At 67.2% G+C, this 26,259-nt stretch carries 20 protein-coding genes and 1 tRNA gene; 7 read left to right on the top strand and 14 right to left on the bottom strand.

Annotated elements, in window-relative coordinates:
• The first annotated feature begins 302 nt into the window (after nucleotides 1-302).
• Nucleotides 303-2,291: a BCCT family transporter gene (locus tag GV027_RS05525; RefSeq protein WP_159511219.1), complete on the top strand. Its 1,989-nt coding sequence runs from the start codon at nucleotides 303-305 to the stop codon at nucleotides 2,289-2,291.
• 230 nt (nucleotides 2,292-2,521) lie between these two features.
• On the opposite strand, the gene GV027_RS05520 is transcribed toward GV027_RS05525, so the two are convergent.
• The 7 genes from GV027_RS05520 to GV027_RS05490 form a co-directional block, all read right to left on the bottom strand.
• Nucleotides 2,522-2,974 carry a hypothetical protein gene (locus GV027_RS05520; RefSeq protein WP_236559055.1) on the bottom strand — a complete coding sequence of 151 codons (453 nt, stop codon included), beginning with the start codon at nucleotides 2,972-2,974 and terminating at the stop codon, nucleotides 2,522-2,524.
• Between the two features lie 243 nt (nucleotides 2,975-3,217).
• A tRNA-Glu gene (locus GV027_RS05515) sits at nucleotides 3,218-3,292 on the bottom strand.
• Nucleotides 3,293-3,339: 47 nt separating this feature from the next.
• Nucleotides 3,340-5,091 carry a single-stranded-DNA-specific exonuclease RecJ gene (gene recJ, locus GV027_RS05510; protein WP_159511218.1) on the bottom strand — a complete coding sequence of 584 codons (1,752 nt, stop codon included), beginning with the start codon at nucleotides 5,089-5,091 and terminating at the stop codon, nucleotides 3,340-3,342.
• An 84-nt stretch (nucleotides 5,092-5,175) separates the two neighbouring features.
• The gene (locus GV027_RS05505; protein ID WP_159511217.1) at nucleotides 5,176-5,859 is read right to left on the bottom strand and encodes a prolyl hydroxylase family protein; all 684 of its coding nucleotides are present in this window, start codon (nucleotides 5,857-5,859) and stop codon (nucleotides 5,176-5,178) included.
• A 92-nt stretch (nucleotides 5,860-5,951) separates the two neighbouring features.
• Nucleotides 5,952-6,839 carry an RcnB family protein gene (locus tag GV027_RS05500; protein WP_159511216.1) on the bottom strand — a complete coding sequence of 296 codons (888 nt, stop codon included), beginning with the start codon at nucleotides 6,837-6,839 and terminating at the stop codon, nucleotides 5,952-5,954.
• A 140-nt stretch (nucleotides 6,840-6,979) separates the two neighbouring features.
• Nucleotides 6,980-7,525 (bottom strand): (2Fe-2S)-binding protein, encoded by a 546-nt coding sequence (locus GV027_RS05495; RefSeq protein WP_159511215.1) that lies wholly within the window; start codon nucleotides 7,523-7,525, stop codon nucleotides 6,980-6,982.
• Nucleotides 7,526-7,565: 40 nt separating this feature from the next.
• Nucleotides 7,566-8,327 (bottom strand): class II aldolase/adducin family protein, encoded by a 762-nt coding sequence (locus tag GV027_RS05490; RefSeq protein ID WP_159511214.1) that lies wholly within the window; start codon nucleotides 8,325-8,327, stop codon nucleotides 7,566-7,568.
• A 171-nt stretch (nucleotides 8,328-8,498) separates the two neighbouring features.
• Between GV027_RS05490 and GV027_RS05485 the strand changes: the two genes are divergently transcribed.
• On the top strand, nucleotides 8,499-9,806 hold the full coding sequence (locus GV027_RS05485) for a sugar MFS transporter (RefSeq protein WP_056406129.1): 1,308 nt from the start codon (nucleotides 8,499-8,501) through the stop codon (nucleotides 9,804-9,806).
• Between the two features lie 79 nt (nucleotides 9,807-9,885).
• On the opposite strand, the gene GV027_RS05480 is transcribed toward GV027_RS05485, so the two are convergent.
• From GV027_RS05480 to GV027_RS05465, 4 genes are all read right to left on the bottom strand, one after another.
• Nucleotides 9,886-11,091: a CaiB/BaiF CoA transferase family protein gene (locus GV027_RS05480; protein ID WP_159511213.1), complete on the bottom strand. Its 1,206-nt coding sequence runs from the start codon at nucleotides 11,089-11,091 to the stop codon at nucleotides 9,886-9,888.
• A gap of 50 nt (nucleotides 11,092-11,141) precedes the next feature.
• A complete protein-coding gene (locus tag GV027_RS05475) occupies nucleotides 11,142-12,338 on the bottom strand; it encodes an acyl-CoA dehydrogenase (RefSeq protein WP_236559054.1) in 1,197 nt (398 codons plus the stop codon).
• Nucleotides 12,339-12,404: 66 nt separating this feature from the next.
• Nucleotides 12,405-12,731 (bottom strand): hypothetical protein, encoded by a 327-nt coding sequence (locus tag GV027_RS05470; RefSeq protein ID WP_146163614.1) that lies wholly within the window; start codon nucleotides 12,729-12,731, stop codon nucleotides 12,405-12,407.
• On the bottom strand, nucleotides 12,728-12,916 hold the full coding sequence (locus GV027_RS05465; protein ID WP_031438885.1) for a hypothetical protein: 189 nt from the start codon (nucleotides 12,914-12,916) through the stop codon (nucleotides 12,728-12,730). The genes GV027_RS05470 and GV027_RS05465 overlap by 4 nt, the downstream gene beginning before the upstream one ends.
• Nucleotides 12,917-13,006: 90 nt before the next feature.
• Between GV027_RS05465 and GV027_RS05460 the strand changes: the two genes are divergently transcribed.
• On the top strand, nucleotides 13,007-13,639 hold the full coding sequence (locus GV027_RS05460) for a S24 family peptidase (RefSeq protein WP_159511212.1): 633 nt from the start codon (nucleotides 13,007-13,009) through the stop codon (nucleotides 13,637-13,639).
• On the opposite strand, the gene GV027_RS21180 is transcribed toward GV027_RS05460, so the two are convergent.
• A complete protein-coding gene (locus GV027_RS21180) occupies nucleotides 13,636-13,803 on the bottom strand; it encodes a hypothetical protein (RefSeq protein ID WP_167396669.1) in 168 nt (55 codons plus the stop codon). The two genes, GV027_RS05460 and GV027_RS21180, sit on opposite strands and share 4 nt — an antisense overlap.
• A 173-nt stretch (nucleotides 13,804-13,976) precedes the next feature.
• Here GV027_RS21180 and GV027_RS05455 point away from each other — a divergent pair, with 173 nt between their 5' ends.
• The 3 genes from GV027_RS05455 to GV027_RS05445 all read left to right on the top strand — a co-directional run bounded on the left by GV027_RS05455 (nucleotide 13,977) and on the right by GV027_RS05445 (nucleotide 21,980).
• Nucleotides 13,977-15,959, top strand: a complete 1,983-nt coding sequence (locus tag GV027_RS05455; protein ID WP_031438887.1) for an autotransporter assembly complex protein TamA — start codon at nucleotides 13,977-13,979, stop codon at nucleotides 15,957-15,959.
• Nucleotides 15,956-20,119 carry a translocation/assembly module TamB domain-containing protein gene (locus GV027_RS05450; RefSeq protein WP_201302576.1) on the top strand — a complete coding sequence of 1,388 codons (4,164 nt, stop codon included), beginning with the start codon at nucleotides 15,956-15,958 and terminating at the stop codon, nucleotides 20,117-20,119. Before GV027_RS05455 ends, GV027_RS05450 begins: the two co-directional genes overlap by 4 nt.
• Before the next feature lie 85 nt (nucleotides 20,120-20,204).
• A complete protein-coding gene (locus tag GV027_RS05445; RefSeq protein WP_159511211.1) occupies nucleotides 20,205-21,980 on the top strand; it encodes an SLC13 family permease in 1,776 nt (591 codons plus the stop codon).
• A 34-nt stretch (nucleotides 21,981-22,014) separates the two neighbouring features.
• Here the strand turns inward: GV027_RS05445 and GV027_RS05440 are convergent, their stop codons facing one another.
• The gene (locus GV027_RS05440; protein WP_159512746.1) at nucleotides 22,015-23,439 is read right to left on the bottom strand and encodes an aldehyde dehydrogenase family protein; all 1,425 of its coding nucleotides are present in this window, start codon (nucleotides 23,437-23,439) and stop codon (nucleotides 22,015-22,017) included.
• 104 nt (nucleotides 23,440-23,543) lie between these two features.
• Here GV027_RS05440 and GV027_RS05435 point away from each other — a divergent pair, with 104 nt between their 5' ends.
• Nucleotides 23,544-24,509 (top strand): quinone oxidoreductase family protein, encoded by a 966-nt coding sequence (locus tag GV027_RS05435; protein ID WP_159511210.1) that lies wholly within the window; start codon nucleotides 23,544-23,546, stop codon nucleotides 24,507-24,509.
• 255 nt (nucleotides 24,510-24,764) lie between these two features.
• Here GV027_RS05435 and glnA read toward each other — a convergent pair whose 3' ends face one another.
• Nucleotides 24,765-26,177: a type I glutamate--ammonia ligase gene (glnA, locus tag GV027_RS05430; RefSeq protein ID WP_056674602.1), complete on the bottom strand. Its 1,413-nt coding sequence runs from the start codon at nucleotides 26,175-26,177 to the stop codon at nucleotides 24,765-24,767.
• Nucleotides 26,178-26,259 lie beyond the last annotated feature (82 nt).

Below are 26,259 nucleotides of genomic sequence, written 5' to 3'. Positions count from 1 at the left end.
AGCCCGGCAGGGCGCCATCGTTCGGCTGGCCGAGCCCGGGCTTCGACCCCTGGATACTGTTTCATGTTCCGGCAAGCACACTGGCCTTCTTCTCGGCCGGCAGCATCGTCTCGGTCGGACGCTCCTCGCTTTGCTTAACCTGGCGTCCTGCGCTGCCGCCGACGACAGCACCACCGACAGGGCGAGGCCGCAAGCGAGAGGCTAGGTCAATCGTTCCCGCATCGTAACACTCGTTCGCAACTGACAAGGCCCAGCGTCGTTCCATTCACTGGACAGGACATTAACCATGAATAGGGGGTACATTGACCGAGCCGGTACCGAGTGATTCGCGACAGCCAGCCGCGGGACGCAAGGCGGAGATCAATCCGCCGGTATTCTTCGTCTCGGCTGGCCTGATCCTGGCCTTCGCCCTCTTCGGCGCGCTCGCCCCGGAGACCGCGAACCGGGTGTTCACGACCGTGCAGGCGCTGATCGTCGCAGATTTCGGCTGGTTCTACATCGCCGCCGTCGCGGGGTTCCTGATCTTCGCCATCTTCCTGATGTTCAGTCGTTATGGCGATGTGAAGCTCGGGCCCGACGACAGCGAACCGGATTACAGCTACCTGTCCTGGTTCGCGATGCTGTTCAGTGCGGGGATGGGGATCGGCCTGATCTTCTTCGGCGTGGCCGAGCCGATCCAGCATTACGCATCGCCGCCCGTGGGCGAGGGCAAGACGATCGCGGCCGCGCGCGAAGCGATGGTCCTCACCTTCTTCCACTGGGGCCTGCACGCCTGGGCGATCTACATCGTGGTCGGACTGGCGCTTGCCTATTTCGCGTTTCGCCGCGGACTACCGCTCACCATCCGCTCGGCACTCTACCCGCTGATCGGCAAGCGGATCTATGGCCCGATCGGCCACGCCGTCGACATTTTCGCGGTGCTGGGCACGATGTTCGGTGTTGCGACGTCGCTTGGTCTCGGCGTGCTGCAGGTGAATGCCGGGTTCAATCACCTGTTCGGCCTGCCGACGAGCATCCCCGTTCAGCTCGTCTTGATCGCCGCCATCACCGGCATGGCCACGCTTTCGGTCGTCGCCGGACTGGACAAGGGCGTGAAGCGCCTGTCCGAACTCAATATCATCCTGGCCGGACTGCTGCTCGCCTTCGTCCTCGTCACCGGGTCGACGGTGTTCCTGCTCCAGGCCTTTGTGCAGAACATCGGCACCTATCTCGGCGAAGTCGTGCCGCGCACCTTCCGCCTCTACGCCTATGAACCCAACCCGTGGCTGGGCAATTGGACCTTGTTCTATTGGGGTTGGTGGATCGCCTGGTCGCCCTTCGTCGGCATGTTCATCGCCCGCATCTCGCGTGGGCGCACGATCCGCGAATTCATCGGCGGCGTGCTGCTGGTGCCGACCCTATTCACCTTCCTCTGGATGACGGTGTTCGGCAACACCGCGATCGCGCTGGACATGGCTGGTACGGCCGCCATCGCCGACACCGTCGCCAACAATCTGCCGGTGGCGTTGTTCGAGACACTGGAGCAACTGCCTCTTGCCACGATTGTCTCAGGTATCGCGACACTCTTGATCATCACCTTCTTCGTCACGTCGGCGGATTCCGGGGCATTGGTCATCGACATGATCACGTCGGGCGCGGCGGAGAACCCGCCGGTGTGGCAGCGTGTGTTCTGGGCGGTATCCGCGGGCGGCGTCGGTGCGGTGCTGCTGGTCGCCGGTGGGCTCCAGGCCCTTCAGACTGCCGCGATCGCCAGTGCATTGCCATTCGCGGTGGTGATGGTGTTCATCTGCTATGGGCTGCTGCGCGCCTTGCAGACCGAGGGCCAGGAAGCGTTGGATCTGTCCGCCGCGGGTTCCGATCCGATCGCCGAAAGGCCGTTGAGCTGGCAGCAGCGCCTCGCGACCATCACGCGCTTCCACGACAAGCGTGAGGTTGCGGCGTTCCTCACCGATACGGCAAGCCCGGCGCTCGACGCGGTAGCGGCACAGATGCGCGACAGCGGCCTCTCCCCAACCCTCGTTCAGGATGAAAACCAGGTCGAGCTGCGCATCCCGCACGGCGAGCGTGGGGAGTTCCGCTACGGGGTTCGGGCACGCGGCTTCCGCCAGGCAAGCTTCGCCTGGGCGGCGTCGCGCAAGGCGAACGAGCAGGAGCGTCTCCACTACCGGGCGGTGGCGCATTCCTCGGAGGGAGAGCCGGCGCATGATGTGACCGGCCTGAGCGACGAACAGCTGATCAACGATCTCCTCAACCGGTATGCGCGGTTCCGCCACGCCCGGCGGATGACCTGAGCGGGACTGTTCGCCGACCAGGAGCCGCCGCCGAGAATGACATGCCGAACAGAGAGAAGATCACGGACAGTGCCAACGAGCGCGCCATCGACGAGTCGATTGCCGTTACTGCGCCAGGCCTCCCCGATGACGCGCTCTCGCCTGGCGAGGACCTGCCGGAGGCGTCAAGTGAGGAGGACGTTGCGTGGGTCGCGGCCAAGCGCGGTGCGCCTGACCCAACCAATAACTTCCTAGGTCTGCGATAGGCCTGGTTTTTCCGGGTCGATCGGCGTGACTTCGTCCGCAGGTTCGAAGCGTAGCGTCCACCGGGGGTAGCCTTCCGGTGAAATCTCGATGTCGGGCAGGCCGACCGGGTCCGAGCCGGTTTCTACCCATCCAGCGCCATGGCACCGATCGCAGGCAGTGCGCTTGCAGCGGAAGCTTACGAGATCAATCTCGGTATTCCATTGGCCCCGGCCTTTGCAGAATGGGCACAGTGCATCCAAGCTCCCCTTACGGGGCTGGATCGGAACGATGTCAAAGGCGTGGGGGCTGTCTGGACCGTCGCAATAGACGATGTTGCTGGCGTGAGGCATGCGCCGCAGTCGCGGAACAGCCGTCTCAATGCAATACGGCCTTGGTGCGCTCAGCGACCATTTGTCAGTCGGTGATCCCGTCTCGCGCTGCCTGATCTCGGCAAGCATGCGATAATCAGCACGGCGCGCTTCCTACGCGCCAGGAACGGGTCGGTTGTTCTCAGACACCCTGTCCACGCCGGATTGCCGATGACCCCTCGGACACCCTCCGCAACGATCATTCGAAACTGCGAGAAACGCGATCTGCCGCGCTCGATGGAATGGGGTATGCGACGCCATCTGTAGCACTGGGCGCCTCGCGAGGCGTTGATTCTATTGAATTTCGCCAATCTCAACCGCTTGGCGATGAGATGGTGACCCCTACGGGAATCGAACCCGTGCTTCAGCCGTGAAAGGGCCGCGTCCTAACCGCTAGACGAAGGGGCCTGCGTGGTTGGAGGCGCCTAAGGCCAAGTGGCTGGCCCGTCAACCCTTCAATCGGCCCAGGCGGCATCTTCGACGTGCAATTCTGCTGCGGGGCGCGATGCCCAGTCGTCGATCTTGGCGCGACCGGCGAGCCAGAGCTTGCGGTGCGGGGCCGCACCGAGCAGCGCCTGGCCGAGCGGCGTCTCGGCGGCGCGGAACGCCATCGCCTTGACGCTGCGGCCGTCGTCGCCCGCGACGATCGTGCGGACATGGCCATTACCCACCACATCCGCCTTGATCACGCGGACCGGCCCCATCGCGACGCGCGGTGCGGGCCAACCCATGCCATAGGGTCCGCCTGCGTCCATCGATTCGACGAGCGCCGGATTGACCCCGCCCGCGGCAAGGACCGCATCGAGCAGCAGCGCGCGGCCGTCATTCGACTGCGCCACCGCCGCGGCGAGCCGGTTCTCGAGGAAATCGGCAAAGGCCGGGATCGCCGCTTCGGCGATCGTCAGCCCGGCCGCCATCGCGTGGCCGCCCCCAGACACGAGCAGGCCCTGCTCGCGCGCCGCCATGACCGCGGCGCCCAAGTCGACGCCCGGGATCGACCGGCCCGATCCTTTCCCGATGCCGTGTTCGTCGATCGCGATGACGATCGCGGGCCGACCAAGCTTTTCCTTCAGGCGGCCCGCGACGATGCCGATGACGCCGGGATGCCAGCCCTGTCCGGCGACGACCGAGACGCTGCGGTCGCGACTGGCGAGCAGGTCGGCGGCCTCCTGCACCGCGGTCTCGATCGCGCGGCGTTCCTCGTTGAGACGGTCGAGCTCCTCGGCGATCCCGCGCGCCTCGTCGGGGTCCTGCGTCGTCAGCAGGCGGACGCCGAGATCGGCGCGACCGACGCGCCCGCCGGCGTTGATCCGCGGGCCGAGCGCGAAGCCGAGATCGGTGCAGGTCGGGTTGCGCGTCAGCCGCGACGCCGCGATCAGCGCCGCGACGCCGATGTTGCGGCGCGCGCCCATGACCTTCAGCCCCTGCGCGACGAACGCACGGTTGAGCCCGCGCAACTGCGCGACGTCGGCGACGGTGCCCAGCGCGACGATGTCGAGCAGGTCGATGAGCTTGGGCTCGGCGCGGTTCTCAAAGAAGCCGCGCGTGCGCAGGGTGCGGACGAGCGCGGCAGCAGCGAGGAAGCACATGCCGACCGCGGCGAGATGGCCGTGCGCGGCGCCCTCATCCTCGTCGAGCCGGTTGGGATTGACGAGCGCCAGCGCGTGCGGGAGCGCAGTCGCGCATTTGTGGTGATCGATCACGATCACATCGACCTTCGCATCGCGCGCGGCATCGAGCGCGTCGAACGCCTGCGCGCCGCAGTCGACGGTGACGATCAGCGAGGCGCCTTCGCCTGCGAGCCGGACCATGGCCTCGCCCGACGGGCCATAGCCTTCGAGCAGGCGGTCGGGGATATAGGCGCGCGCCTCGATCCCCAGATCGCGGAGCACGAGGATCATCAGCGCGGCGGAGGTCGCGCCGTCGACGTCGTAATCGCCGAAGATCGCGACCTGTTCGCCCGCCTGCACCGCATCGGCGAGCCGGTCGGCGGCGCGGTCCATGTCGCGGAAGATCGACGGGTCGGGCATGAACGCGCGGATCGACGGCGTGCGGTGCGCGTCGAGCGCCTCGCGCGGGCAGCCGCGTGCGAGAAGGAGTTGGGTCACCAGATCGTCGCCGCCGAACCCGTCGCGCGCGTCGGCGGCGAGCGAGCGCCAGCGCCAGGGCTGGCCGAGGATCGAGGAGGTTACGCCGAGAACTGTCATGCGCCGGAGGTAGTGGCTGCGGGGGGATTGTCGAGCGGCTTCACCGACGCGGGCAGGCGATCCTCCCCCGACGGGGGAGGGGCGTCACTTGATCCAGGGGCGTTCGCGAAACCATTTCGTGACGATATATTTGACGCCCTCGACCACCGGCATGCCTTCGTGGAGCGTCAGGCCATTGGGGCTGCCGTCGGGGCTCATATTGTTCCACGCGAGCAGCAGCCCGCGCTTGGGCGCGACCTTGACGCCCGCCTGCGGGAACCACGTGGCGCCACCCTCGGGCACGTCGTTCAGATAGACCATCGCGGTCCAGGTGCGCTGGCCGCCCTGTTCCTGCATCTTGTCCCAATAGCTTTCGCTCGCATGGAAATAATCGTGATGCGCGCGAAATTGCTGGCCGGGGGCGTAACGCTGACCCTGCATCGTCTCGCCATGCGGCAGGTCGATGCCGAGCAGCGCGGCGATCGCCTCGTCGGTGGGTTGCACATCGGGGGACCAGCGATCCATGTCGCAGCTTTCCGACGTGCGGAAACTGCTGTTCGGGCGGTCGGACAGCAGCGTCGACGGCCGCCGCTTCGAATCGATCAGCGCGATGAGCGCACGACAGGTCGCGGCGTCGAGGAAGTTGGCGTGGTGATAGAATTGCACGCCGTCGATGGCGACCCGCTGGACCTTCGGATTGGCGTCGAGCCGCGCGGCGACGCTGGTGCCCGCCGCCTGCCGTGTCGGCGCCATCGGATCCTGCGGCTTGGCTTTGGTGAATAAACCCATGGATCCGAATTTGCGCAGCCGTCCGCGAAACGCAAGGGGCGCGCAACTGGGACGGCACGACGGGCGGGGTCGCTCGTCGTGCCGCGATGCGCCTACCAGAAGATATCGTAGACCGTGTCGACCACCCGCCCGCTGTCGAGATCGACGAGCAACGCGTCGTTGTAATAGCGGACCCAGCGATACGGCCCATAGGCCTCGGGCAGGCGATAGGTGTAGGGATCCTGGATCCAATAATTCTGGTTGTACAGAATGCTGTTCAGCGAAAAGCCGATGCCGAAGCGGCGATAGCCCGATCCCCATCCGTTCGGCGCATAGTAGCGCGGCAGGCGGTAAGCGCCGCGGTTGCTCGCGCGATAGTCGCTCCAGCCATAGCGAGTGTCGCTGCGCCAGCCGCGGTTCCATGCGCCGCGCTGGCCATATCCGCCGCGGCCATAGCCCTGGACGGTGCCGTAGCCGCCGAAATGCTGGCCGTTGCGATAGCCGCCCCGATCCCGATCCCGATCGCCGTCGCGCCCGCGCCAGTCGTCGCGGCCGCGGGGGTCCGGGCGGCCGCGCCAGTCGGCGCGCCCGCGTGGATCGTCGCGATAGCCGCGGTCCTCGCCGGGGCGGCCGTCGAAGCGGGCGCGGTCGGGCTGACCGCGGCGGTCGTTTCGGACGTCCTGACGGGCGGCTTCGCGCTGCGCATTGCCGCGGACCCAGTTCTCGCGAACCTGGTCGGCCTGTCGGTCCGACGCCACGCGCGCATTCCAGTCCTGGCGGGGGCCGTCCGGTCGGCCGTTGCGCGCATCGGGCGTATCGCCGCGTGCCGTGCCCTGCACGATCGCCCACCGGTCGGGACGCTGCGGCCGATCGCCGCGATCGCTCCAATCACCGCGCATCTCGCTATTCCCCGGCGCCTCGGCACCGAACCGCTGCGCCTGTGCGGCAACCGGCACCAGTGCGGATGCCACGAGCAAGATCTTCAGGAAACTCCGCGTCATTGCCGTCGTCCTCGACTGCCGGCGCACGAGCCGGCTCCTATGGTGCACCCCGTCTAGCCTTACGGGCGTGAGGCGACGCTGAATGGCTTGGTCAGCGATCCGACAGGATTCGTGCGCGGGCGCCCTAGCGCGCGGGCGGTCTAGCGCGCGGGCGGCGGGACGAGCGCGGGGACGAGCCGTGCGGAATCCGCCGGGTCGATCCCGGGGCGCGGGCCAGCGGGCAGGACCTCCTCGCCCCGGGTCGCGCGGCCCGCACGCTGGATCGCCTCGACGACGCGGGGATAGACGCCGCAGCGGCACAGATTAGTGATCTGTTCGCGGATCAGCGCCTCGCTCGGGTCTGCATCGCGTTTCAGCAGTGCGGCGGCGGCCATGATCATGCCGGGGATGCAGAAGCCGCATTGCGGCACCGCTTCAGCGATGAAGGCGAGCTGCAGCGGGTGGTTGCGTTCGTGCGACAGTCCCTCGATCGTGGTGACATAGCGCCCCTCGATCGACCCGATCGGCACACGGCAGCTGCGCACCGCACGACCGTCGATATCGACCGTGCAGGCGCCGCAATGGCCGGTGCCGCAGCCATATTTGGTCCCCGTCAGGTTCGACGCGTCGCGCAGCGCCCAGAGCAGCGGCGTCGCGGGATCGAGCCGATATTCGATCGCCTGGTTGTTGACGGTGAAGCGGGTCATCCCCGCGCGCTAGCCGATCCCCCGGGCGGAGGGGAGGGGGCTATTGCCGCCAGCTTGTGTCGCGCTTGTCGACCAGCCGGACCATCGCCTCGAAATCCGCCTTGCCCGCGCCACCGGGCAGCGAGACCTTGCCGAGATCGCGCTGGTGCACCTTGACCACATCGTCGGGGATCAGGATCGGCGTGCCCATCGATGCGGTCGCGACCTGGATCTCGCAGGCGCGCTGCAGCGACCAGTGCTTGATGAACGCCTCGGGCAGCGTCCGGCCCATGACCAGGATGCCGTGATTGCGCAGCAGCATCACGCGCTTGTCGCCGAGATGCTCGATCAGCCGTTCGCCCTCTTCCGACCGGACGGTGACGCCCTCGAAATCATGATAGGCGATCTGGCCGATGAAGTTGCACGCATAGAAATTGGTCGGCTGCAGCCCGCCCTCGACCGCGCTGACCGCCATGCCCGCGGTGGTGTGCGTGTGCATGATGCAGTGCGCGTCGGCCAGGTGCTTGTGGAACAGCGCGTGCTGCGTGAAGCCCGCGAGATTGACCGGATAGGGGTTCTGGTCGAGCTTGTTGCCGTCGATGTCGATCTTGACGAGGCTCGACGCGGTCACCTCGCTGAAATGCAGCCCGAACGGGTTGATCAGGAACGCGCCGTCCTCGCCGGGGATCTTCAACGTGATGTGGTTGTAGATCATCTCGGACCAGCCGAGCATGTCGAAGACCCGGTAGCAGGCGGCAAGCTGCTGGCGCGCCTCCCATTCCGCGGGTGAAACCGTCGAATTGCGCAGCGCTGCGGTCGCCATCTCATGCTCTCCCTTGTCGCGTTTGCAAACGGCATACCCGAAGCCCGAAAGCGCGGCAATCGACGGGTGGCACGCCGCGGCCGGGCGCGAACGCGCCTCTAACCATTGCCACGCGCGGTCGCCCCGGCTTATGCCGCCGCCCAACAAGACCGCGAGAGGGCGCAATTTATCATGCATGTCGACACCCATCACACCGCCGCCGCGGGAGGCGCCGCCGCAGAGGGCGATGCCAATCACGGTTACGACGCCCCCGACCTGCGCGTCTTCGTCTTCGCCCTGTTCTTCATCTTCGGCGGCATCACCTCGCTGAACGACATCATCATCCCCAAGATGAAGGAGCTGTTCACGCTCGACCATGCGACCGCGATGCTGGTCCAGTCGGCCTTCTTCCTCGCCTATGCGCTGTTCTCGATCCCCGCCGCGGCGATCGTGCGCAAGGCCGGTTATATGCGCACCGCCTCGATCGGGCTGGTGACGATGACCGTCGGGTGCCTGTTGTTCATCCCGGCGGCGGGCAAGGCCAGCTTCGAGATGTTCCTGTTCGCGCTGTTCGTGCTGGGCGCGGGCATCACGGTCGTTCAGGTCGTCGCCAACCCGCTGATCTCGGCGCTCGGCGCGCCGAAATCGGCATCGAGCCGGCTGACCTTCGCGCAGGCGTTCAACTCGCTCGGCACGACGATCTTCCCTTATGTCGGTTCCGCGGTCATCCTTGGTGGTCTCGCGACGGTGGATTCCTCGACGCTGACCGGCGCCGCGCTTGACGCCTACCGGACCGAATCGTCGCGGACCGTCGTGCACACCTATATCGGCCTTGCCATCGCGCTGCTGATCGTCGCCGCCGTCGTCTGGACGCGGCGGAACCGGCTGAATGAGGAGCAGGAGCAGACGGGCAGCATCCTCCACGCCTTCACGCTGCTCAAGCGCCCGCGCTTCGCGATGGGGACGGCGTGCATCTTTCTCTATGTCGGCGCCGAGGTCGCGGTCGGCTCGCTGATCGTCAATTACCTGATGCAGCCGAGCGTGATGGGCCTGAGCGATGTCGCTGCCGGTCAGCATGTGCCCTTCTACTGGGGCGGCGCGCTGATCGGGCGGTTCATCGGGGCCTATGTCCTCAACAAGGTGTCGCCGGGCAAGGTCCTGGCCGGTGTCGCGACCGGAACGCTGGCGCTGATCCTGATCTCGGCGAATACCGAGGGTGCCGTGTCGGGTTGGGCCTTGCTGTCGATCGGGCTGATGAATTCGGTGATGTTCCCGACGATCTTCGCCTTGGCATCCGAAGGCCTTGGCAAGCGTGCGGCCGAGGGGTCGGGCGTGATCGCCACGGCGATCGTCGGCGGCGCGATCATACCCTATTTCACGGGCGTGCTCGCGGATTCCTCGGGCAGCCTGCACTTCGCGCTGCTGCTGCCGGCGATCTGCTACGCGCTGATTCTCGCTTATGGACTTTATGCACGCAAGCCGGCGGTGACGGCCGCCTGACCCCTTTCGTCATCCTGGGCTCGACCCAGGATCCAGAGCTAGGAACGCTAGCGCAACTGGCTCTGGATCCTGACTTTCGTCAGGATGACGGGTGTCTTGGCAGCATCGGTGCCGCCCGGCCGGTCGCAAGATCGGCATCTGAGAAGCGGATCGGCGTGCGCAAACCCGGCACGCTCGATCCATCCGGACGCACGACGTCGATCGCCATGCCGCGCGCGATCACCTGCGGATCGTCGAATGCCTGCGCGACGGTGTTGATCGGCCCGGCGGGGACGCTGACCGCCTCCAGCCGCGCGAGCAGATCGAGCTTCGGCACCAGCGAGGTCGCCGCCTCGATCCCCGCGAACAGGATATCCTTGAAGGCAAGCCGCCCGGCATTGGTCGCGAACCGCGGATCGTCGCGCATTTCGGGCAAGCCCATTGCCTCGCAGAACCGTCGGAACTGGCCGTCATTGCCGACCGCGAGGATGAACCACCCGTCGCTGGTCGGGAAGACGGCATAGGGGCACACGTTCATGTGCGCGTTACCGACCCGCGCCGGCGAGACGCCGCTCGCGAACCAGTTCATCGCCTGGTTCGCGAGCACCCCGGTCATCGTGTCGAGCAGCGCCATGTCGATCTGCTGCCCCCGGCCGGTGCGCTCGCGCATGGACAGCGCCGCCTGGATCGCAATCACCGCATAGAGCCCGGTCATGATGTCGGCGAACGCGACCCCGATCTTCTGCGGCGCGCCATCAGGCTCGCCGGTAAGATCCATGATCCCGCTCATGCCCTGGACGATGAAGTCATAGCCCGCGCGTGGTGCGTAGGGCCCGTCCTGTCCGAAGCCGGTGATCGAGCAATAGACGAGCCGCGGATTGATCGCGGCGAGCGTCGGATAGTCGAGCCCGTATCTGGCGAGCCCGCCGACCTTGAAATTCTCGATCACGACATCGGCGTCGGCGATCAGCGCACGAACCGCGGCCTGCCCCTCGGGCGTCGTGAAGTCCGCGACGACCGAGCGCTTGCCGCGGTTGGCGGCGTGGAAATAGGCCGCGTCGCGGGTGCCGTCGGGGTTGTCGATGAACGGCGGGCCCCATGTCCGGGTGTCGTCGCCCGCCGGGCTCTCGACCTTGGTCACGTCGGCGCCGAGATCGGCGAGCACCTGGCCAGCCCAGGGGCCGGCGAGGATGCGGGCGAGTTCGACGACCTTGAGGCCGGAAAGGGGCGGCGGTCTTCTCAGCCCCTCCCCTTCAGGGGAGGGGTCGGGGTGGGGCAGCGCCCCAAAATCCTCGGCTGCGTTCATGGAAAACCCCCACCCCAACCCCTCCCCTGAAGGGGAGGGGCTTGTCGCTCTCAAAACGCCGCGATACCCGTGATCGCGCGGCCGAGGATCAGCGCGTGGACGTCGTGTGCGCCCTCATAGGTGTTGACCGTCTCGAGGTTCATCATGTGACGCATCACCTGATATTCCCCCGAAATGCCGTTGCCGCCGTGCATGTCCCGGCTCATCCGCGCGATGTCGAGCGCCTTGCCGACATTGTTGCGCTTGACGATCGAGACCATCTCGGGCGCGAACCGCCCCTCGTCCATCAGCCGCCCGACGCGGAGTGACGCCTGGAGCCCGAGCGCGATCTCGGTCTCCATGTCGGCGAGCTTCTTCTGATAGAGCTGCCGCCCGGCGAGCGGGGTGCCGAACTGGCTGCGATCGAGGCCATATTGCCGCGCGGCGTGGAAGCAGAACTCCGCCGCACCGAGTGCTCCCCACGAAATCCCGTAGCGCGCGCGGTTGAGGCAGCCGAACGGCCCCTTCAGCCCCTGGACGTCGGGGAGCAACGCGTCCTCGCCGACCTCGACCTCGTCCATCAGGATCATGCCGGTGATCGACGCCCGCAGCGACAGCTTGCCCTCGATCTTGGGCGTCTCGAGCCCCTTCATCCCGCGTTCCAGGATGAAGCCGCGGATGCCGCCGCCATGCTCGTCGGACTTGGCCCAGACCACGAACACGTCGGCGATCGGCGAGTTGGAGATCCAGGTCTTGGCGCCCGAGATGACATAGCCGTTCGCGGTCTTCTTCGCGCGTGTCGTCATGCCGCCGGGATCCGATCCCGCATCGGGCTCGGTCAGCCCGAAACAGCCGATGAACTCGCCCGTCGCGAGCTTTGGCAGAAACTTGCGCTTCTGTGCTTCGGAGCCGAACGCGTTGATCGGGTACATCACCAGGCTCGACTGGACCGACATCATCGAGCGATAGCCCGAGTCGATCCGCTCGACCTCGCGCGCGACCAGGCCGTACGCGACATAGGAGGCGCCGACGCCGCCATATTCCTCTGGGATAGTCGGCCCGAGCAGGCCGAGATCACCCATCTCGCGAAAAATCGCGGGATCGGTATGTTCGTGCTGGAACGCGTCGATGATCCGCGGCGCGAGCTTGTCCTCGGCATAGGCGCGCGCGGTATCGCGGATCATGCGTTCGTCTTCGCTCAGCTGGTCGTCGAGCAGGAACGGATCCGCCCATTCGAACTTGCCCATTCCGGCGCCGGTGCCTGCCATCGTCATCTCCTTCATTGGCCGCCGACTTCGTGTTTCCAGGGCCGAAAGTCCAGCCCCAAGGCACGGCTATGCGTCGATCAGCGTCAACGCCGCGATGGTGACACGCAGCCGCGACCCGACCTGCTCCACCATGTCGATCGCGAGATCGGCGAGGATGTGCCCCCGCAGCGGCAGCTCGGCATCCGGCAGGGCGGCAAGCCACGATCGAAAACCGGGTATGGGATCCGCCTGGATGACCAGATGATGTTGCTCGCCCGAGAAGGTCGCGCTTGCCCATGGGCGCGAAACCGTCTCGGTCACCTCGAATGCCGTGCCCGATGCGGCGGCACCGGCGTGAAGTGCGCGGAGCAACCGCGTCGCGACATCGGGGCCGCGCAGGGGGTCCATCCTCACGACCGGCCGCGCCCGGACGTGTTCGCGATGAACGCCTCGATTCGCGCGACCAGTCCCGCGCGTGGCTGGCGACCGCGTCTAAGATCCGCGACAAGCCGGGAATCATTCACTGCACGCCGTCCGAAGGTCGCCGCCCCCATGTCGGTCTGCCGCAAATATCGGTTGATCTTGACCAGTACGGACATCGCTTGCTCCTCGTGATTCCCTGCGTACGTTCACGATCTGTTCCTTGAAATCCAACTTGTCTAGGATTTTTCCTGCGCTATGGTCTCGCCATGTCCGATCCCGATCCCCGAGCAGCGCTGGCACGGCTTGCGGCTGCGCGCGGGGACAGTATGGCGGCCCTGTCGGCGATGCTGGGACGCAACGCGGCCTATCTGCAGCAGTATCTGAAGCGCGGGTCGCCACGACGGTTGGCGGAGGACGATCGCCGGCTGCTCGCGCAGTATCTCGGCGTCGAGGATCATGTGCTCGGCGGGAGCGGAACGAAGGGCAGCGAAAGGCGAACCGGGTTTCGGATCGCCCGCCTGGCGGTCCAGGCGTCGGCCGGGCCGGGCGCGCTGGTCGATGGCGAGGTGTTGCTGGGCACCGACGTGATCGACCCGGCGCTGGCGCGGCGGCTCGGGCTGCGCGACGGGCAGGCGGCGATCATCCGGGTCCGGGGAACATCGATGGAGCCCGGCCTGCAGGATGGCGATCACATCATCGTCGATATGGCGACCACGGTGCCGGGCGCGCGCGGACGGCTTCACGTCATCCGGGTCGACGGCCTGACGATGGTCAAGCGTGTCGCGCTGCGGGACGGGACGCTCAGCGTGTCGAGCGACAATCCTGCCGCGCCGCCTGTACCCGACGGCCCGGTCGACATTGTCGGCCGCGTCGTCTGGCAGATGCGCGAACCCGCCTAGCGGCGGTCGCGGATCCAGACGAGCAGCGCGGCGGCGACGCCGATTGCGGTGCCGATGAGGAGACCGGGCGTGGCCTGGCCGATCGCAAATCCGACCCCCGCGCCGCCAAGGATGCCGAGTGCGATCAGGAAGCCGCCAGCAGCGGTCGGACGTTTGTCAGCCATGTCCCGCACCTGCCACGTCGCGCGCGCGGACGCCAGTGCCGGACGTCGACGCGGACGATGCACCGTGCAACGCGCTGATTGTCCGGCAGGATATTTCGATGTCATGACGAAACGTGGCGAAAATGCGTCACGAACGACTGTCGCGGGGGGCCAAGCCCGGCTAGGAGGCGAGCATGGTGTACCGCTTCGGGTGGGTCGGGATCGGTACGGCCACCGCCGTCCTTGTCGTGCCGATGCTGACGGCGCCCCCGCGCGCCGCCGCCCAGACACGCGTGTCCACGCCGCAGGAGGGCGCTGCGGCCGCAGACGCGCCGGTGTCGCTCGATCCCATGTCGCCGCTCGCGCCGCTGCCCGATATCGGCGTCGCCTGGCCCGATCTTGCCGCCGCCACCGATGATCCGGTCACCGTCGCGACCAACACCGATGCGACGACCGAGACGCGCTATTCGTGGCGGCTGGAAGGGATCGACTCGGTTGGAAACGCGCTGCTGAAACAGCGGTTCGACCAGCTTTCGACGCTCAACGCGAACGACGGCGAGGTCGCCAACGCAGCGCAGCTCGATCGTCGTGCGCGCGAGGACGGCGACCTGCTCAACAGCCTGTTGCGCGCCGAGGGCTATTACGACGCGCGCGTCACCACCCGGGTCGAGCCCGGGCAGAAGCCGCTGGTGATCGTCTCGGCCGATCCGGGCACGCGCTATACCTTCACGGGCGTGACGATCGACGGTCTGGCGGCGGCGGGGGACAAGGCGCCCGCGCTGGCCCAGGCCTTCGGCATCAAGCCTGCCGACCCGGTCAATTCGGACGCGATCGTCGCGGGCGAGGCGAAGCTGACGACGCAGATCGGGCGCGAGGGCTTTCCGTTCGCCAAGGTCGGCGATCCGGCGATCGTGGTGGACCATGCGACGCGCACCGCGACGCTCGACCTCTCGATCGTCCCGGGCGGCCAGAAGCGCTTTGGCCGGATCGTCGCGCTGCCCGGCAACCGCGTGTTCGATGCGGAGCATGTGCAGGAGATCGCGCGGTTCACGCCCGGTCAGCCCTATGATGCGGGCGAGCTGGACGATCTGCGCCGGGCGCTCGTCCAGACCAGCCTGGTGTCGTCGGTCGAGGTCAGGCCGATCCCCGGCAGCACCGCCGACAGCGTCGATATCGGCGTAAAGCTCGACCGCGCGCCGCCGCGCACCGTCGCGGGCGAGCTTGGGTATGGCACGGGCGAGGGCGCACGCGCCGAGGTCAGCTGGACGCATCGCAACCTGTTCCCGCCCGAAGGCGCGCTCACGCTGCGCAGCGTCATCGGGACGCAGGAGCAGCTTGGCGCGATCGTCTATCGGCGGAACAACTTTCATGCGCGGGACCGCGTGCTGACCGCGCAGGTCTCCGCGGTGCATATCAACCGCGATGCCTATGAGGCCAAGACCTTCACGCTGGCCGGCAGCATCGAACGCCAGACGAACATCTTCTTCCAGAAGACCTGGACCTGGTCGCTCGGCGCGGAGCTGATCGCATCGGACGAACGCGACGTGATCGTGTCGACCGGCGACCCGCGACGCCGCACCTTCTTCATCGGCGCGCTGCCGACCACGCTGAATTACGACGGATCGGACGATCTGCTCAACCCGACGCGCGGGTTCCGGCTCGGCGGGCGGCTGAGCCCGGAGGCGTCGTTCCAGGGATCGGTGTTCGGCTACGCCCGGACGCAGATCGACGCGAGTGTGTACAGGACGGTCAGCGACGGAATCGTGCTGGCGGGGCGGACCCGGCTCGGCACGATCGTCGGCGCGCCGCGCGATCAGGTGGCACCGTCGCGGCGTTTCTATGCCGGCGGCGGCGCGTCGATACGCGGCTATGGCTATCAGTCGATCGGTCCGCGCGATCCGAACAACGATCCGATCGGCGGCCGCAGCTTGACCGAATTCTCGATCGAGGCGCGGATCAAGGCGTTCGGCAATTTCGGGGTCGTGCCGTTCCTCGATGCGGGCAACATCTACACGTCGCCGCTGCCCAAATTCACCGGCCTGCAATATGGCACGGGGATCGGGGTGCGCTATTATTCGAACTTCGGCCCGATCCGATTTGATGTCGGGACGCCGATCAACCCGCAACCGGGCGACAGCCGGATCGCGGTCTATGTATCGCTGGGACAGGCGTTTTGACCGACGCCGCGACCGAGACGACGGAGCCGGGCCGGCCTGTGCCACGGCGCCGCTGGTGGCGCTGGCTTGCGGCGGCATTCTTGGCCCTGGTGGCGATCCTCGGTGCTGCACTGCTCATCGTCGATACCGATATCGGCCACCGCTATGTCGCCAATCGGGTCGGCGCGATCCGCGCGGCCAACGGGCTGCGTTTCACGATCGGGCGGATCGACGGGTCGCTCTATGGCGACACGCGGCTGACCGATCTGCGCGTCTATGATCTTGACGGGCTCGTGTTCCAGGCACCGCGTGTCGCGCTCGACTGGTCGCCCATCCGCTGGTTTTCGAACCGCCTCGAAATCCGCCGGCTCGCGATCGATCGCGCGACGCTGTTCCACGTCCCGCGCACGCGACCGTCGAAGAGGCGCACGCCGATCCTGCCGGATTTCGACATCCGGATTGGGCGGCTCACGGTCGGACGTCTGCTGCTCGACACCCGCGTACTCGGCACCGCGCGCGTCGCGCGGCTCGATGGTCGAGCCGACATCCGCTCGGGGCGCGCGCTCGTTGATGTGAACGCGCTGGTCGCGGGCAGCGACCGGCTCAAGCTGCGGATCGACGCGGAGCCCGCACGCGACCGGTTCGATCTGGACGTCGCGGCGCGCGGGGCGGCGAACGGGGTGCTCGCGCGGATGATCGGCGCCCGAAGTGACGTCGCGCTCGTCGTCACCGGTGACGGCCGCTGGGCACGCTGGACGGGCCGCGCGCAGGGAAATGTCGGCGCGTCGCGCGCGGTCGATCTCGCGCTCTCACAGGCAAGCGGACGCTATACACTGTCGGGAACGCTCGCCCCCTCGGGGCTGCTCAGCGGACGGCTCGCGCGGCTCACCACGCCGCGGGTTCTGATCAATGGCGCCGCGACGTTCGTCGAACGCAGGCTCGATGGGCGGCTGTCGCTGCGGTCGCCGGCGCTGTCGCTCGACATGACGGGTATCGTCGATCTGGGCGTGAACGCGTTTCGCGATTTCCGCGTGAAGGCGCGGCTGCTGCGGCCGACGGCGCTGATCGGGACGATGGGGGGCAGCGGCATCGAACTGCGCGCCATCCTCGACGGTGCCTTCGCGACCGCCAGTCTCGACTACCGCCTCGATGCGGCACGACTGACCTTCGACAAGACCGGCTTCGATTCAGTGCGGATCGCCGGCAAGGGGCGTCTGTCGGCGGCGCCGGTGACCGTCCCGATCCGCGTCACCGCCGCCCGCGTGACCGGGGTCGGCGATGTCGCCGGGGGGATCCTGCGCAACCTGTCGATCGATGGCCGGCTGCGGATCACGCCTGAGCTGCTGACCGGTGACGACCTCGTACTGCGTTCGGACAAGCTCAACGGGCGGATCGGCATCCGGGTCGACCTGCGCACCGGGCGGTTCGACGTCGGGGTGAATGGCCGGCTCGGTCGCTATCTGATCCCGGGGCTGGGAATCGTCGACGTCACGTCGACGCTGCGCGTCGTTCCGGGGCCGAACGGCAAGGGGACGCGGGTGATCGGGCAGGGCGCGGCACAGGTGCTGCGGCTCGACAACGCCTTCTTCCGTGGTCTCGCAGGCGGTCTGCCGCGGCTCACCGCCAATCTCGAACGGACGACAGACGGACTCCTGCATTTCAACAACCTCGTCCTCGTCGCGCCGCAGATCAGGTTGAGCGGTAACGGCTACCGACGGCGCGACGGCAGCTTCCGGTTCGAGGGCGGTGGCCGTCAGCAAAACTACGGCCCGGTCACGCTGACGCTGGACGGCAGGATCGAGCGGCCGACGCTCGACCTCGTCCTCGCCAGCCCCAGTCCGGCCCTGGGGCTGACCAACGTGCGGGCGCATCTCGATCCGACCGCGCAGGGCTATGCCTTTGCCGCTGCGGGTGGCTCGCGGCTTGGCCCCTTTACCGCGGGCGGGACGCTTCTCCTGCCGCGCGGCGCGGGTGCCACGATCGCGATCGCCGCGCTGGATGTCAGCGGGACCCGCGCGACGGGGACGCTCGCGATCGTCGATGGCGGCTTCAACGGGCGGCTCGCGGTGGCGGGCGGCGGTCTGGCGGGCGAACTGCTTTTCCGGCCGGTCGGCGAGAATCAGCGCGTCGAGGCGCACCTCGATGCGCGCGCGGGGACGCTTGCCGGCTGGACGTTGCGGCGTGGCCATATGGACCTCGTCACGATTCTCGACCCCGCTGGCACCTCGATCGAGGCGACCGCGACCGGCGCAGGCTTGCAACGCGGTGCGCTCAGCATCGGGCGGCTGGCGGGTAGCGCGTCGCTGCGCGGCGGGGTGGGGCAGATCAAGGCGTCGATTGCCGGGTCGCGCGGACGCGCATTTGATATCGAGAGCGTGACCGACGTGACCGCGGACAGCTATCGCATCGCTGCGCAGGGCACGCTCGACCGGCGACCGCTCCGGCTGTTGAGCCCTGCGATCGTGACCCGCGATGGCGATGGCTGGCGCCTCGCACCGACGCGGCTGAGCTTTTCGGGGGGCGAGGCGCAGATCGGCGGACGCTTCACCGGATCGACCAGCGCGATCGACGCGAGCATGACGCGGATGCCGCTGGCCATCCTCGATATCGGCTATCCGGGACTCGGTCTTGGCGGTCTGGCATCGGGTACGTTCAGCGTCGCGACGAGCGGCGGGAACCCGCCGACGGGCAAGGCGGACGTGACGATCCGTGGCCTCAGTCGTGCGGGGCTCGTGCTGTCGTCGCGGCCGATCGACGTCGGGGTCGCGGCGCTTCTGTCGCCTGACAAGCTCGGCCTGCGTGCGGTGATCGCCTCGGGCGGCAAGACGATCGGGCGCGCACAGGCGCAGCTCGCACCGCTTGGTGCAGGCGACCTCGCCACGCGGATCGCGCGCGCGCGGCTGTTCGGACAGCTGCGCTACAGCGGGCCCGCGGACACGCTGTGGCGGCTGACGGGGGTCGAGCTGTTCGACCTGTCGGGACCGGTGGCGATCGGGGCGGACGTCGTCGGTACGCTCGAAGCGCCGGTAATCCGCGGCGTCGTCCGTGCGACCAACGCCCGCATCGAAAGCGGCACGACGGGGACGATCCTGTCGAACGTCCAGGCCAGCGGCCGCTTCGGCGGCTCGCGCCTGGTGATCGACCGTTTCGCCGCGGACGCGGGCAAGGGCGGCCGGGTGACGGGGGTCGGCCAGTTTGATTTCGCAGGCAAGAACGGGCTCGGCATCGACCTGCGGTTGCAGGCTGCAAACGCGGTGATGATCAACCGCGACGATATCGGCGCGACCGTGACGGGGCCGCTGACGTTCACGTCGGACGGGATAGGCGGCGTGATCGCGGGCGACGTGGTGATGAACAAGAGCCGCTACCGGCTTGGCCAGGCGACCGCGGCGAGTGCGGTGCCCCAACTCAACATCCGGGAAATCAACCTGCCCGAGGGCGGCGAGGAAAAGGCCGCGCCGACACGCCCCTGGACGCTGGCGATCAAGGCCCGCGCGCCGAACCAGGTCATGGTCAGCGGGCTGGGGCTGACGAGCGAATGGTCCGCCAATCTCCAGATCGCCGGTGAGCCGCAGAACCCCGCGATCACGGGCCGTGCGACGCTGATCCGCGGCGATTACGAATTTGCCGGGCGCGAATTCGAATTGGCGCGCGGCGTCATCCGGTTCGACGGCGGCGTGCCTGCGAACCCCGCGCTCGACATCGAAGCGAACGCCGATTCGACCGGGCTCAACGCGTCGATCCGCGTCACGGGCTATGCGCTCAAGCCCGAGATCGGGTTCACCAGCACGCCCGCGCTGCCGCAGGACGAACTGCTGTCGCGCCTGCTGTTCGGGACGTCGATTACCAACCTGTCCGCGCCCGAGGCCCTGCAGCTCGCGGCGGCGGTGGCGGCGTTGCAGGACGGCGGCAACGGGATCAACCCAATCAACGCAGTGCGGCGTGCAGCGGGTCTCGACCGGTTGCGCATCCTGCCTGCCGATCCGCAGACGGGGCAGGGCACGTCGATCGCCGCGGGCAAATATGTGACGCGGCGGCTCTATGCGGAAATCGTCACCGACGGCCAGGGCTATAGCGCGACGCAGGTCGAGTTCCAGGTCACCCGCTGGCTGTCGCTGCTGTCGAGTATCTCCACGCTTGGCAGGCAGAGTGCGAACGTCCGCATTTCGAAGGACTATTGAACCGGCGGCAAACGCCGGAGGACCCCTTGTCGTGGGAACCAGCGCTTTCGGCCATGGTTGATCGGCAGTCACATATCGAGGCCAGATGACCCTTCCCCAATCTCTTTCGATCGCCACGCTCATCGGCATGATGATACTCTTCATCTGGGGACGGTTTCGCTACGACGTCACAGCGATTCTGGCGCTGTTAGCGAGTATCGCGCTCGGGATCGTCAGTCCGAAGGACGCCTTCAAGGGCTTTTCCGACGACATCGTCATCATCGTCGGTTCGGCGCTCGTCATCTCGGCGGCGGTCCAGCGCTCGGGGGTGATCGAACTCGCGCTGGCGAAGCTTGCAAAGCGGGTCACGCGGGTACGATCGCAGCTCGTCGTGCTGACGGCGTCGGTGGGGTTCTCGTCCGCGCTGGTCAAGAATATCGGCGCGCTGGCGATGCTGATGCCCGCCGCGTTCCAGATGGCGAAGAAGAACAACACCTCGCCATCGGTGTTCCTGATGCCGATGGCGACCGCGTCGCTGCTCGGCGGTCTCATCACGCTTGTCGGTACCTCGCCCAACATCATCGTCAGCCGCGTCCGCGAGCAGATGACCGGGCAGCCGTTCGGGATGTTCGATTATACCCCGGTCGGGCTCGGGCTGACGGTGATGGGGCTGATCTATCTGCGCTTCGCCTATCGCCTGCTGCCGCGCGACCGGCGGGCTGCGCCGACGATGGGCGAGGCGCTCGACATCAAGGGGTATATCACCGAAGCCGCGATCCCCGAGACGTCCCCCGCGGTCGACGAGTCGGTCGAGGATTTTCTCGCACGGCACGACGGCGAGGTGTCGATCACCCGGATCCTGCGTGCGGGCATGCGCAGCGCGCCGAACGAGCATACGCACCTGAGGGCGGGCGACGTACTGATCCTCGGCGGCGAACCCGATGCGCTCGAACGCGTGATCGCGCGCGACCGGCTGAAGCTTGAAGGCGAGGACCGCGAAAAGGCGGATCAGGCGGACGACGATGAAGTCGGCGTGATCGAGGCGGTCGTCAATGTCGGTTCGCCGCTGGCGGGCCGGACCGCGGCGCGGCTTGCGCTGCAGGCGCGGTTCGGGGTCAATCTGATCGCGATCTCGCGGCAGGGCGAGCATCTGTCGCGCAGGCTGGCGAATATCGAGCTACGCGCGGGCGACGTGCTGGTGCTGCAGGGGCCGCTCGAACAGCTACCCGGCAAGCTGCGCGACTTGGGCTGCCTGCCGCTGGCACAGCGCGAGATGCGACTCGGCGTGTCGAAGCGCAGCTGGCTGCCGATCGGGATCCTCGGCGTCGCGATGGGCGCGACGGCGATGGGCTTCGTGCCCGTGGCGGTGGCGTTCTTCGCGGCGGCGGGGCTGATCATGGCGACCGGCGTGCTGCCGGTGCGCGAGGCCTATGACCATGTCGAATGGCCAATCCTGATCATGCTCGGCGCGTTGATCCCGGTCAGCGATTCGCTTCGCACCACCGGCGCGTCGGACGTCATCGCGACCTGGCTGTCCGCGACCGCATCGACGCTGCCGCCCTGGGGGGCGGTCGCGCTGATCCTGGCGGCGGCGATGGCGGTCACGCCGTTCCTGAACAATGCCGCGACCGTGCTGGTGATGGCGCCGATCGCGGCGACGTTTGCAGGCGACCTGGGCTATCGGCCCGAGGCGTTTCTGATGGCGACCGCGGTCGGGGCGGGGTGCGACTTCCTCACGCCGATCGGCCATCAGTGCAACACACTGGTGATGGGGCCGGGCGGCTACAAGTTCAGCGATTATGCCCGGCTCGGCGCGCCGCTGTCGCTGCTGGTGCTGCTGGTCGGCACGCCGCTGATCGTCGCGGTCTGGCCGATGCACTGAGCCCCCTCCCGCAGGGAAGGGGGCGTCGGCGGCGTCAGCCGGGCAGGCCTACCACGGTCTTCACCTCCATGAAGTCCGTCAGCCCGTAACGGCCATTCTCGCGGCCATTGCCCGATTGCTTGTAGCCGCCGAACGGCGCGGCGATGTCGGGGCTCCAGGAATTGATCGTGACCAACCCCGCACGCAGCTTTGGCGCGACCTTCGCGGCCGCGGCGGGGTCGCCCGAGATCGTTGCGGACAGGCCGTATTCGGTCGCGTTGGCGATGCGGATGCCCTCCTCCTGATCGGCATAGGCGGTGATCGTCGCGACCGGGCCGAACGTCTCCTCCTGCGCGATCCGCATGTCGGGGCGGACATCGGTGAACAAGGTCGGCTGGATGTAATAGCCCGCGTTGCGCCCGTCGGGACGGCCGTGGCCGCCGGTCACCAGCGTCGCACCCTCGTCGATCGCCGACTGGATCAGCCCCTGGATCTTGTCGAACTGCGCCTTGTTGACGACGGGGCCGATATGCTGGCCCATTTCGGCAGGGTCGCCGACCTTGGTCTGTTCCATCATCGACTTCACGATGGCGGTAGCCTCAGCAACCTGGCTGGTGTGGACCAGCAGCCGTGTCGGCGCGATGCAGCTCTGTCCCGAGTTGGCGAGCACGCCCGCCACCGTCGGCGGCAGGACTTTGGAAAGGTCCGCGCCTTCAAGCACGAGGTTGGCCGCCTTGCCGCCCAGTTCCTGATGGACGCGCTTGACGGTCGGAGCGGCTGCCTGCGCCACCGCGATGCCCGCGCGGGTCGACCCGGTGAAGCTGACCATGTCGATGTCGCGGTGGCTCGACAGGGCGACACCGACGCCGGGGCCATCGCCGTTGACGAGGTTGAACACCCCCGCCGGGACGCCCGCGGCGTCCATGATCTCGGCGAGGATGATCGCGCAGGAGGGCGCCTCCTCGGACGGCTTCAGGATCATCGTGTCGCCTGCCGCCAGCGCTGGCGCGACCTTCGCGCAGATCTGGTTGAGCGGCCAGTTCCAGGGCGTGATCATCGCGACGACGCCGAGCGGTTCGTGCACGACGGTCGCCTTGCCGATGACTTCGGAGAATTGGAACGCCGCCAGCGCCTTGGCGGTCGCGGAGAAATGCGCGAGGCCGGTCGGCGCCTGTGCCATCGATGCGAGCGCCATCGGTGCGCCCATTTCCTGCGACATCGCCTTGGCCAGATCGGGCATGCGCGCCTTGTACTCGGTCATGATCCGGCCGAGCACGTCGAGCCGCTCCTGAACGCTCGTCTGGCTCCAGCTTTCGAACGCGGCGCGGGCGGCGGCGACCGCCTTGTCGACATCGGCCGCGGTGCCGAGCGTGATCTCGGTGCAGGGCTGTTCGGTCGAGGGATCGATGACCTGGTGGATCCGGCCGCCGTCGCTGTCGACCCAGGCGCCGTCGATATACTGCTTCAGATAGCTCTTCATCATGCCTCTCCGCATCGTGTTTTGCAGAGGAATGGGCGTCGAGCGGATCGGTTGCAACCCGAAACGCGGAGCCTAGTTAGGGTCATGACCAACAGGAGACGGGCATGGCACGCGTAGCGACAATCAGGACGACCGGTGGCCCCGAGGTGATCCAGTGGGACGACGTCGACCTGCCCGCGCCGGGCAAGGGCGAGGTGTGGATGCGCAACACCGCGATCGGGCTGAATTATATCGACACCTATCACCGCAGCGGTGTCTATCCGGTAGCATTGCCCTCGGGGCTCGGCAGCGAGGCGGTCGGCGTGGTGATGGCGGTGGGCGAGGGGGTCACGGGCTTTGCCCCGGGTGACCGCGTCGGCACCTTCGGCCCGACGCGCGGCGCCTATGCCACCGAGCGCAACGTGCCCGCGGCTGAGCTCTTCCATTTGCCCGACACGCTCGACGACCGCACTGCGGCGGCGATCCTGCTGAAGGGCTGCACCGCGGAGTTCCTGATCGAACGCTGCGCACGGGTCGAGGCGGGGCAGACGGTGCTTGTCCATGCCGCCGCGGGCGGGGTCGGGCATATCCTGGTCGGCTGGCTAAAGGCGATCGGCGCGACCGTGATCGCCAGCGTCGGCAGCGAGGCGAAGGCCGAGCGGACGCGCAAGGCGGGGGCCGATCACGTCATTCTCCACCGGTCCGAGGACATCGCGGCGCGGGTGCGCGAGATCACCGGCGGGAAGGGCGTGCCCGTGGTGCTCGACGGCGTCGGTGGCGCGACATGGCAGGCGTCACTCGACAGTGCGGCGAAGCGGGGTCTTATCGTGAGCTTCGGCAATGCAGGCGGCGTGGTCGATGGCGTCAATCTCGGCGTGCTGGCGGCCAAGGGGTCGCTGTTCGTGACGCGCCCGACGCTGTTCGATTATGCCGAGCACCGGCAGGCGATGGTCGACCGGGTGTTCGCGATGCTCAAGCAGGGCGCGTTCAAGCCGGAGATCGGCCAGACCTTCGCGCTGGAGGATGCGGCAGATGCGCACCGGGCGCTCGAGGCAGGGGAGACGTTCGGGAGTAGCGTGCTGGTGGCCTGAGCGCGCTGTAATCCTGTTATCCCGCGAAGGCGGGAGAACAGACTGGGTCCCCGTCTGCGTGGCGACCCAGTCTGGTTGTATCGTGCAGTCTGAGTATCCCTAGTCGGGGGAGCTTGCAGAGCACCTCAACAGAAAAAGGGCGCCCGGATTGCTCCGGGCGCCCTTTTTTTTCGTCAGCGCCGTGGCGAAGCCACGTCGTCGGTCGTCGCCATGGGCGACGCCGGCCGACAGCGGCTAAGCTGCCGGCTCGGCAGATTAGCCGCTGTAGTACATGTCATACTCGACCGGGCTCGGCGTCATCTCCCAACGCGCAACTTCGGCACGCTTGATCTCGACATAGCTCTCGATCTGATCCTTCGAGAACACGTCACCCTTGAGCAGGAAGTCGTGATCCGCGAGCAGGCAATCGAGCGCCTCGCGGAGAGACCCCGCGACGGTCGGAACCTGGGCGAGTTCTGCGGGCGGCAGGTCGTACAGGTTCTTGTCCATCGCTTCGCCCGGATGGATCTTGTTCAGGATGCCGTCCATGCCCGCCATCATCAGCGCCGCATAAGCGAGATACGGGTTGGCGAGCGCATCGGGGAAGCGCACTTCGACGCGCTTCGCCTTGGGGCCGGTGCCGTACGGAATGCGGCACGAGGCCGAGCGGTTGCGCGCCGAATAGGCGAGCAGCACGGGCGCTTCGTAGCCGGGGACGAGGCGCTTGTAGCTGTTGGTCGTCGGGTTGGTGAACGCATTGACCGCCTTGGCATGCTTGATGATGCCGCCGATGAAATACAGGCACATGTCAGACAGGCCCGCATAGCCGTTACCGGCGAACAGCGGGGTCTTGCCTTCCCAGATCGAGAAATGCGTGTGCATCCCCGAGCCGTTGTCCTCCTTGATCGGCTTGGGCATGAACGTCGCTGTCTTGCCGTATGCGTGCGCGACCTGGTGGACGACGTACTTGTAGATCTGCATGCGATCCGCGGTCTGCGTCAGCGTGCCGAAGGTCAGGCCCAACTCGTGCTGTGCGGCCGCGACCTCGTGGTGATGCTTGTCGCAGGGCAGGCCCATCTCGATCATCGTCGAGACCATCTCGCCGCGGATGTCGACGGCGCTGTCGACCGGCGCGACCGGGAAATAGCCACCCTTGGCGCGCGGACGGTGGCCGAGATTGCCGCCCTCATATTCGCGGCCCGAATTGCCCGGCAACTCGATGTCGTCGATCTTGTAATAGCTGGTCGAATAGCTGTTCTCGAACCGGACGTCGTCGAACATGAAGAATTCGGCCTCGGGGCCGACATAGACGGTGTCGCCGACGCCGGTCGTCAGCAGATACGCCTCGGCGCGCTTGGCGGTCGAGCGCGGATCGCGGGCGTAGAGCTCTCCGGTCGACGGATCAGCGATGTCACAGATCAGGATCATCATCGGCGTCGCCGAGAACGGATCGACATAGACCGCGTCGAGATCGGGCTTGAGCGTCATGTCGCTCTCGTTGATCGCCTTCCAGCCCTCGATCGACGAGCCGTCGAACATCAGGCCGTCGGTCAGCTCGTCTTCGCCGATCAGGCTGGCAACCATCGTGAGATGCTGCCACTTGCCCTTGGGATCGGTGAAGCGCAGATCGACCCACTCGATCTCCTGGTCCTTGATCATCTTCAGGACGTCGTTGGCCGAATTTGCCATGATGCTAAGCCCTCTTTGCTCGATAGGTCGGCAGATATGCCGGAAATGATAGTGCGGCGCAGCGCGCTAATTCCACAGATTG

This window comes from Sphingomonas sp. T1, from assembly GCF_902506585.1.
Lineage (GTDB): Bacteria > Pseudomonadota > Alphaproteobacteria > Sphingomonadales > Sphingomonadaceae > Sphingomonas > Sphingomonas aerolata.
This window is presented reverse-complemented; position numbering and strand designations above follow the sequence as displayed.

Bases quoted from the DNA above. Each gene is read 5' to 3' on its own strand.
- GV027_RS05520 (WP_236559055.1), bottom strand. From the start codon at position 2,974: ATGCTTGCCGAGATCAGGCAGCGCGAGACGGGATCACCGACTGACAAA.
- recJ (WP_159511218.1), bottom strand. From the start codon at position 5,091: ATGACAGTTCTCGGCGTAACCTCCTCGATCCTCGGCCAGCCCTGGCGC.
- GV027_RS05505 (WP_159511217.1), bottom strand. From the start codon at position 5,859: ATGGGTTTATTCACCAAAGCCAAGCCGCAGGATCCGATGGCGCCGACA.
- GV027_RS05500 (WP_159511216.1), bottom strand. From the start codon at position 6,839: ATGACGCGGAGTTTCCTGAAGATCTTGCTCGTGGCATCCGCACTGGTG.
- GV027_RS05495 (WP_159511215.1), bottom strand. From the start codon at position 7,525: ATGACCCGCTTCACCGTCAACAACCAGGCGATCGAATATCGGCTCGAT.
- GV027_RS05490 (WP_159511214.1), bottom strand. From the start codon at position 8,327: ATGGCGACCGCAGCGCTGCGCAATTCGACGGTTTCACCCGCGGAATGG.
- GV027_RS05485 (WP_056406129.1), top strand. From the start codon at position 8,499: ATGCATGTCGACACCCATCACACCGCCGCCGCGGGAGGCGCCGCCGCA.
- GV027_RS05480 (WP_159511213.1), bottom strand. From the start codon at position 11,091: ATGAACGCAGCCGAGGATTTTGGGGCGCTGCCCCACCCCGACCCCTCC.
- GV027_RS05475 (WP_236559054.1), bottom strand. From the start codon at position 12,338: ATGGCAGGCACCGGCGCCGGAATGGGCAAGTTCGAATGGGCGGATCCG.
- GV027_RS05465 (WP_031438885.1), bottom strand. From the start codon at position 12,916: ATGTCCGTACTGGTCAAGATCAACCGATATTTGCGGCAGACCGACATG.
- GV027_RS05460 (WP_159511212.1), top strand. From the start codon at position 13,007: ATGTCCGATCCCGATCCCCGAGCAGCGCTGGCACGGCTTGCGGCTGCG.
- GV027_RS21180 (WP_167396669.1), bottom strand. From the start codon at position 13,803: ATGGCTGACAAACGTCCGACCGCTGCTGGCGGCTTCCTGATCGCACTC.
- GV027_RS05455 (WP_031438887.1), top strand. From the start codon at position 13,977: ATGGTGTACCGCTTCGGGTGGGTCGGGATCGGTACGGCCACCGCCGTC.
- GV027_RS05445 (WP_159511211.1), top strand. From the start codon at position 20,205: ATGACCCTTCCCCAATCTCTTTCGATCGCCACGCTCATCGGCATGATG.
- GV027_RS05440 (WP_159512746.1), bottom strand. From the start codon at position 23,439: ATGAAGAGCTATCTGAAGCAGTATATCGACGGCGCCTGGGTCGACAGC.
- GV027_RS05435 (WP_159511210.1), top strand. From the start codon at position 23,544: ATGGCACGCGTAGCGACAATCAGGACGACCGGTGGCCCCGAGGTGATC.
- glnA (WP_056674602.1), bottom strand. From the start codon at position 26,177: ATGGCAAATTCGGCCAACGACGTCCTGAAGATGATCAAGGACCAGGAG.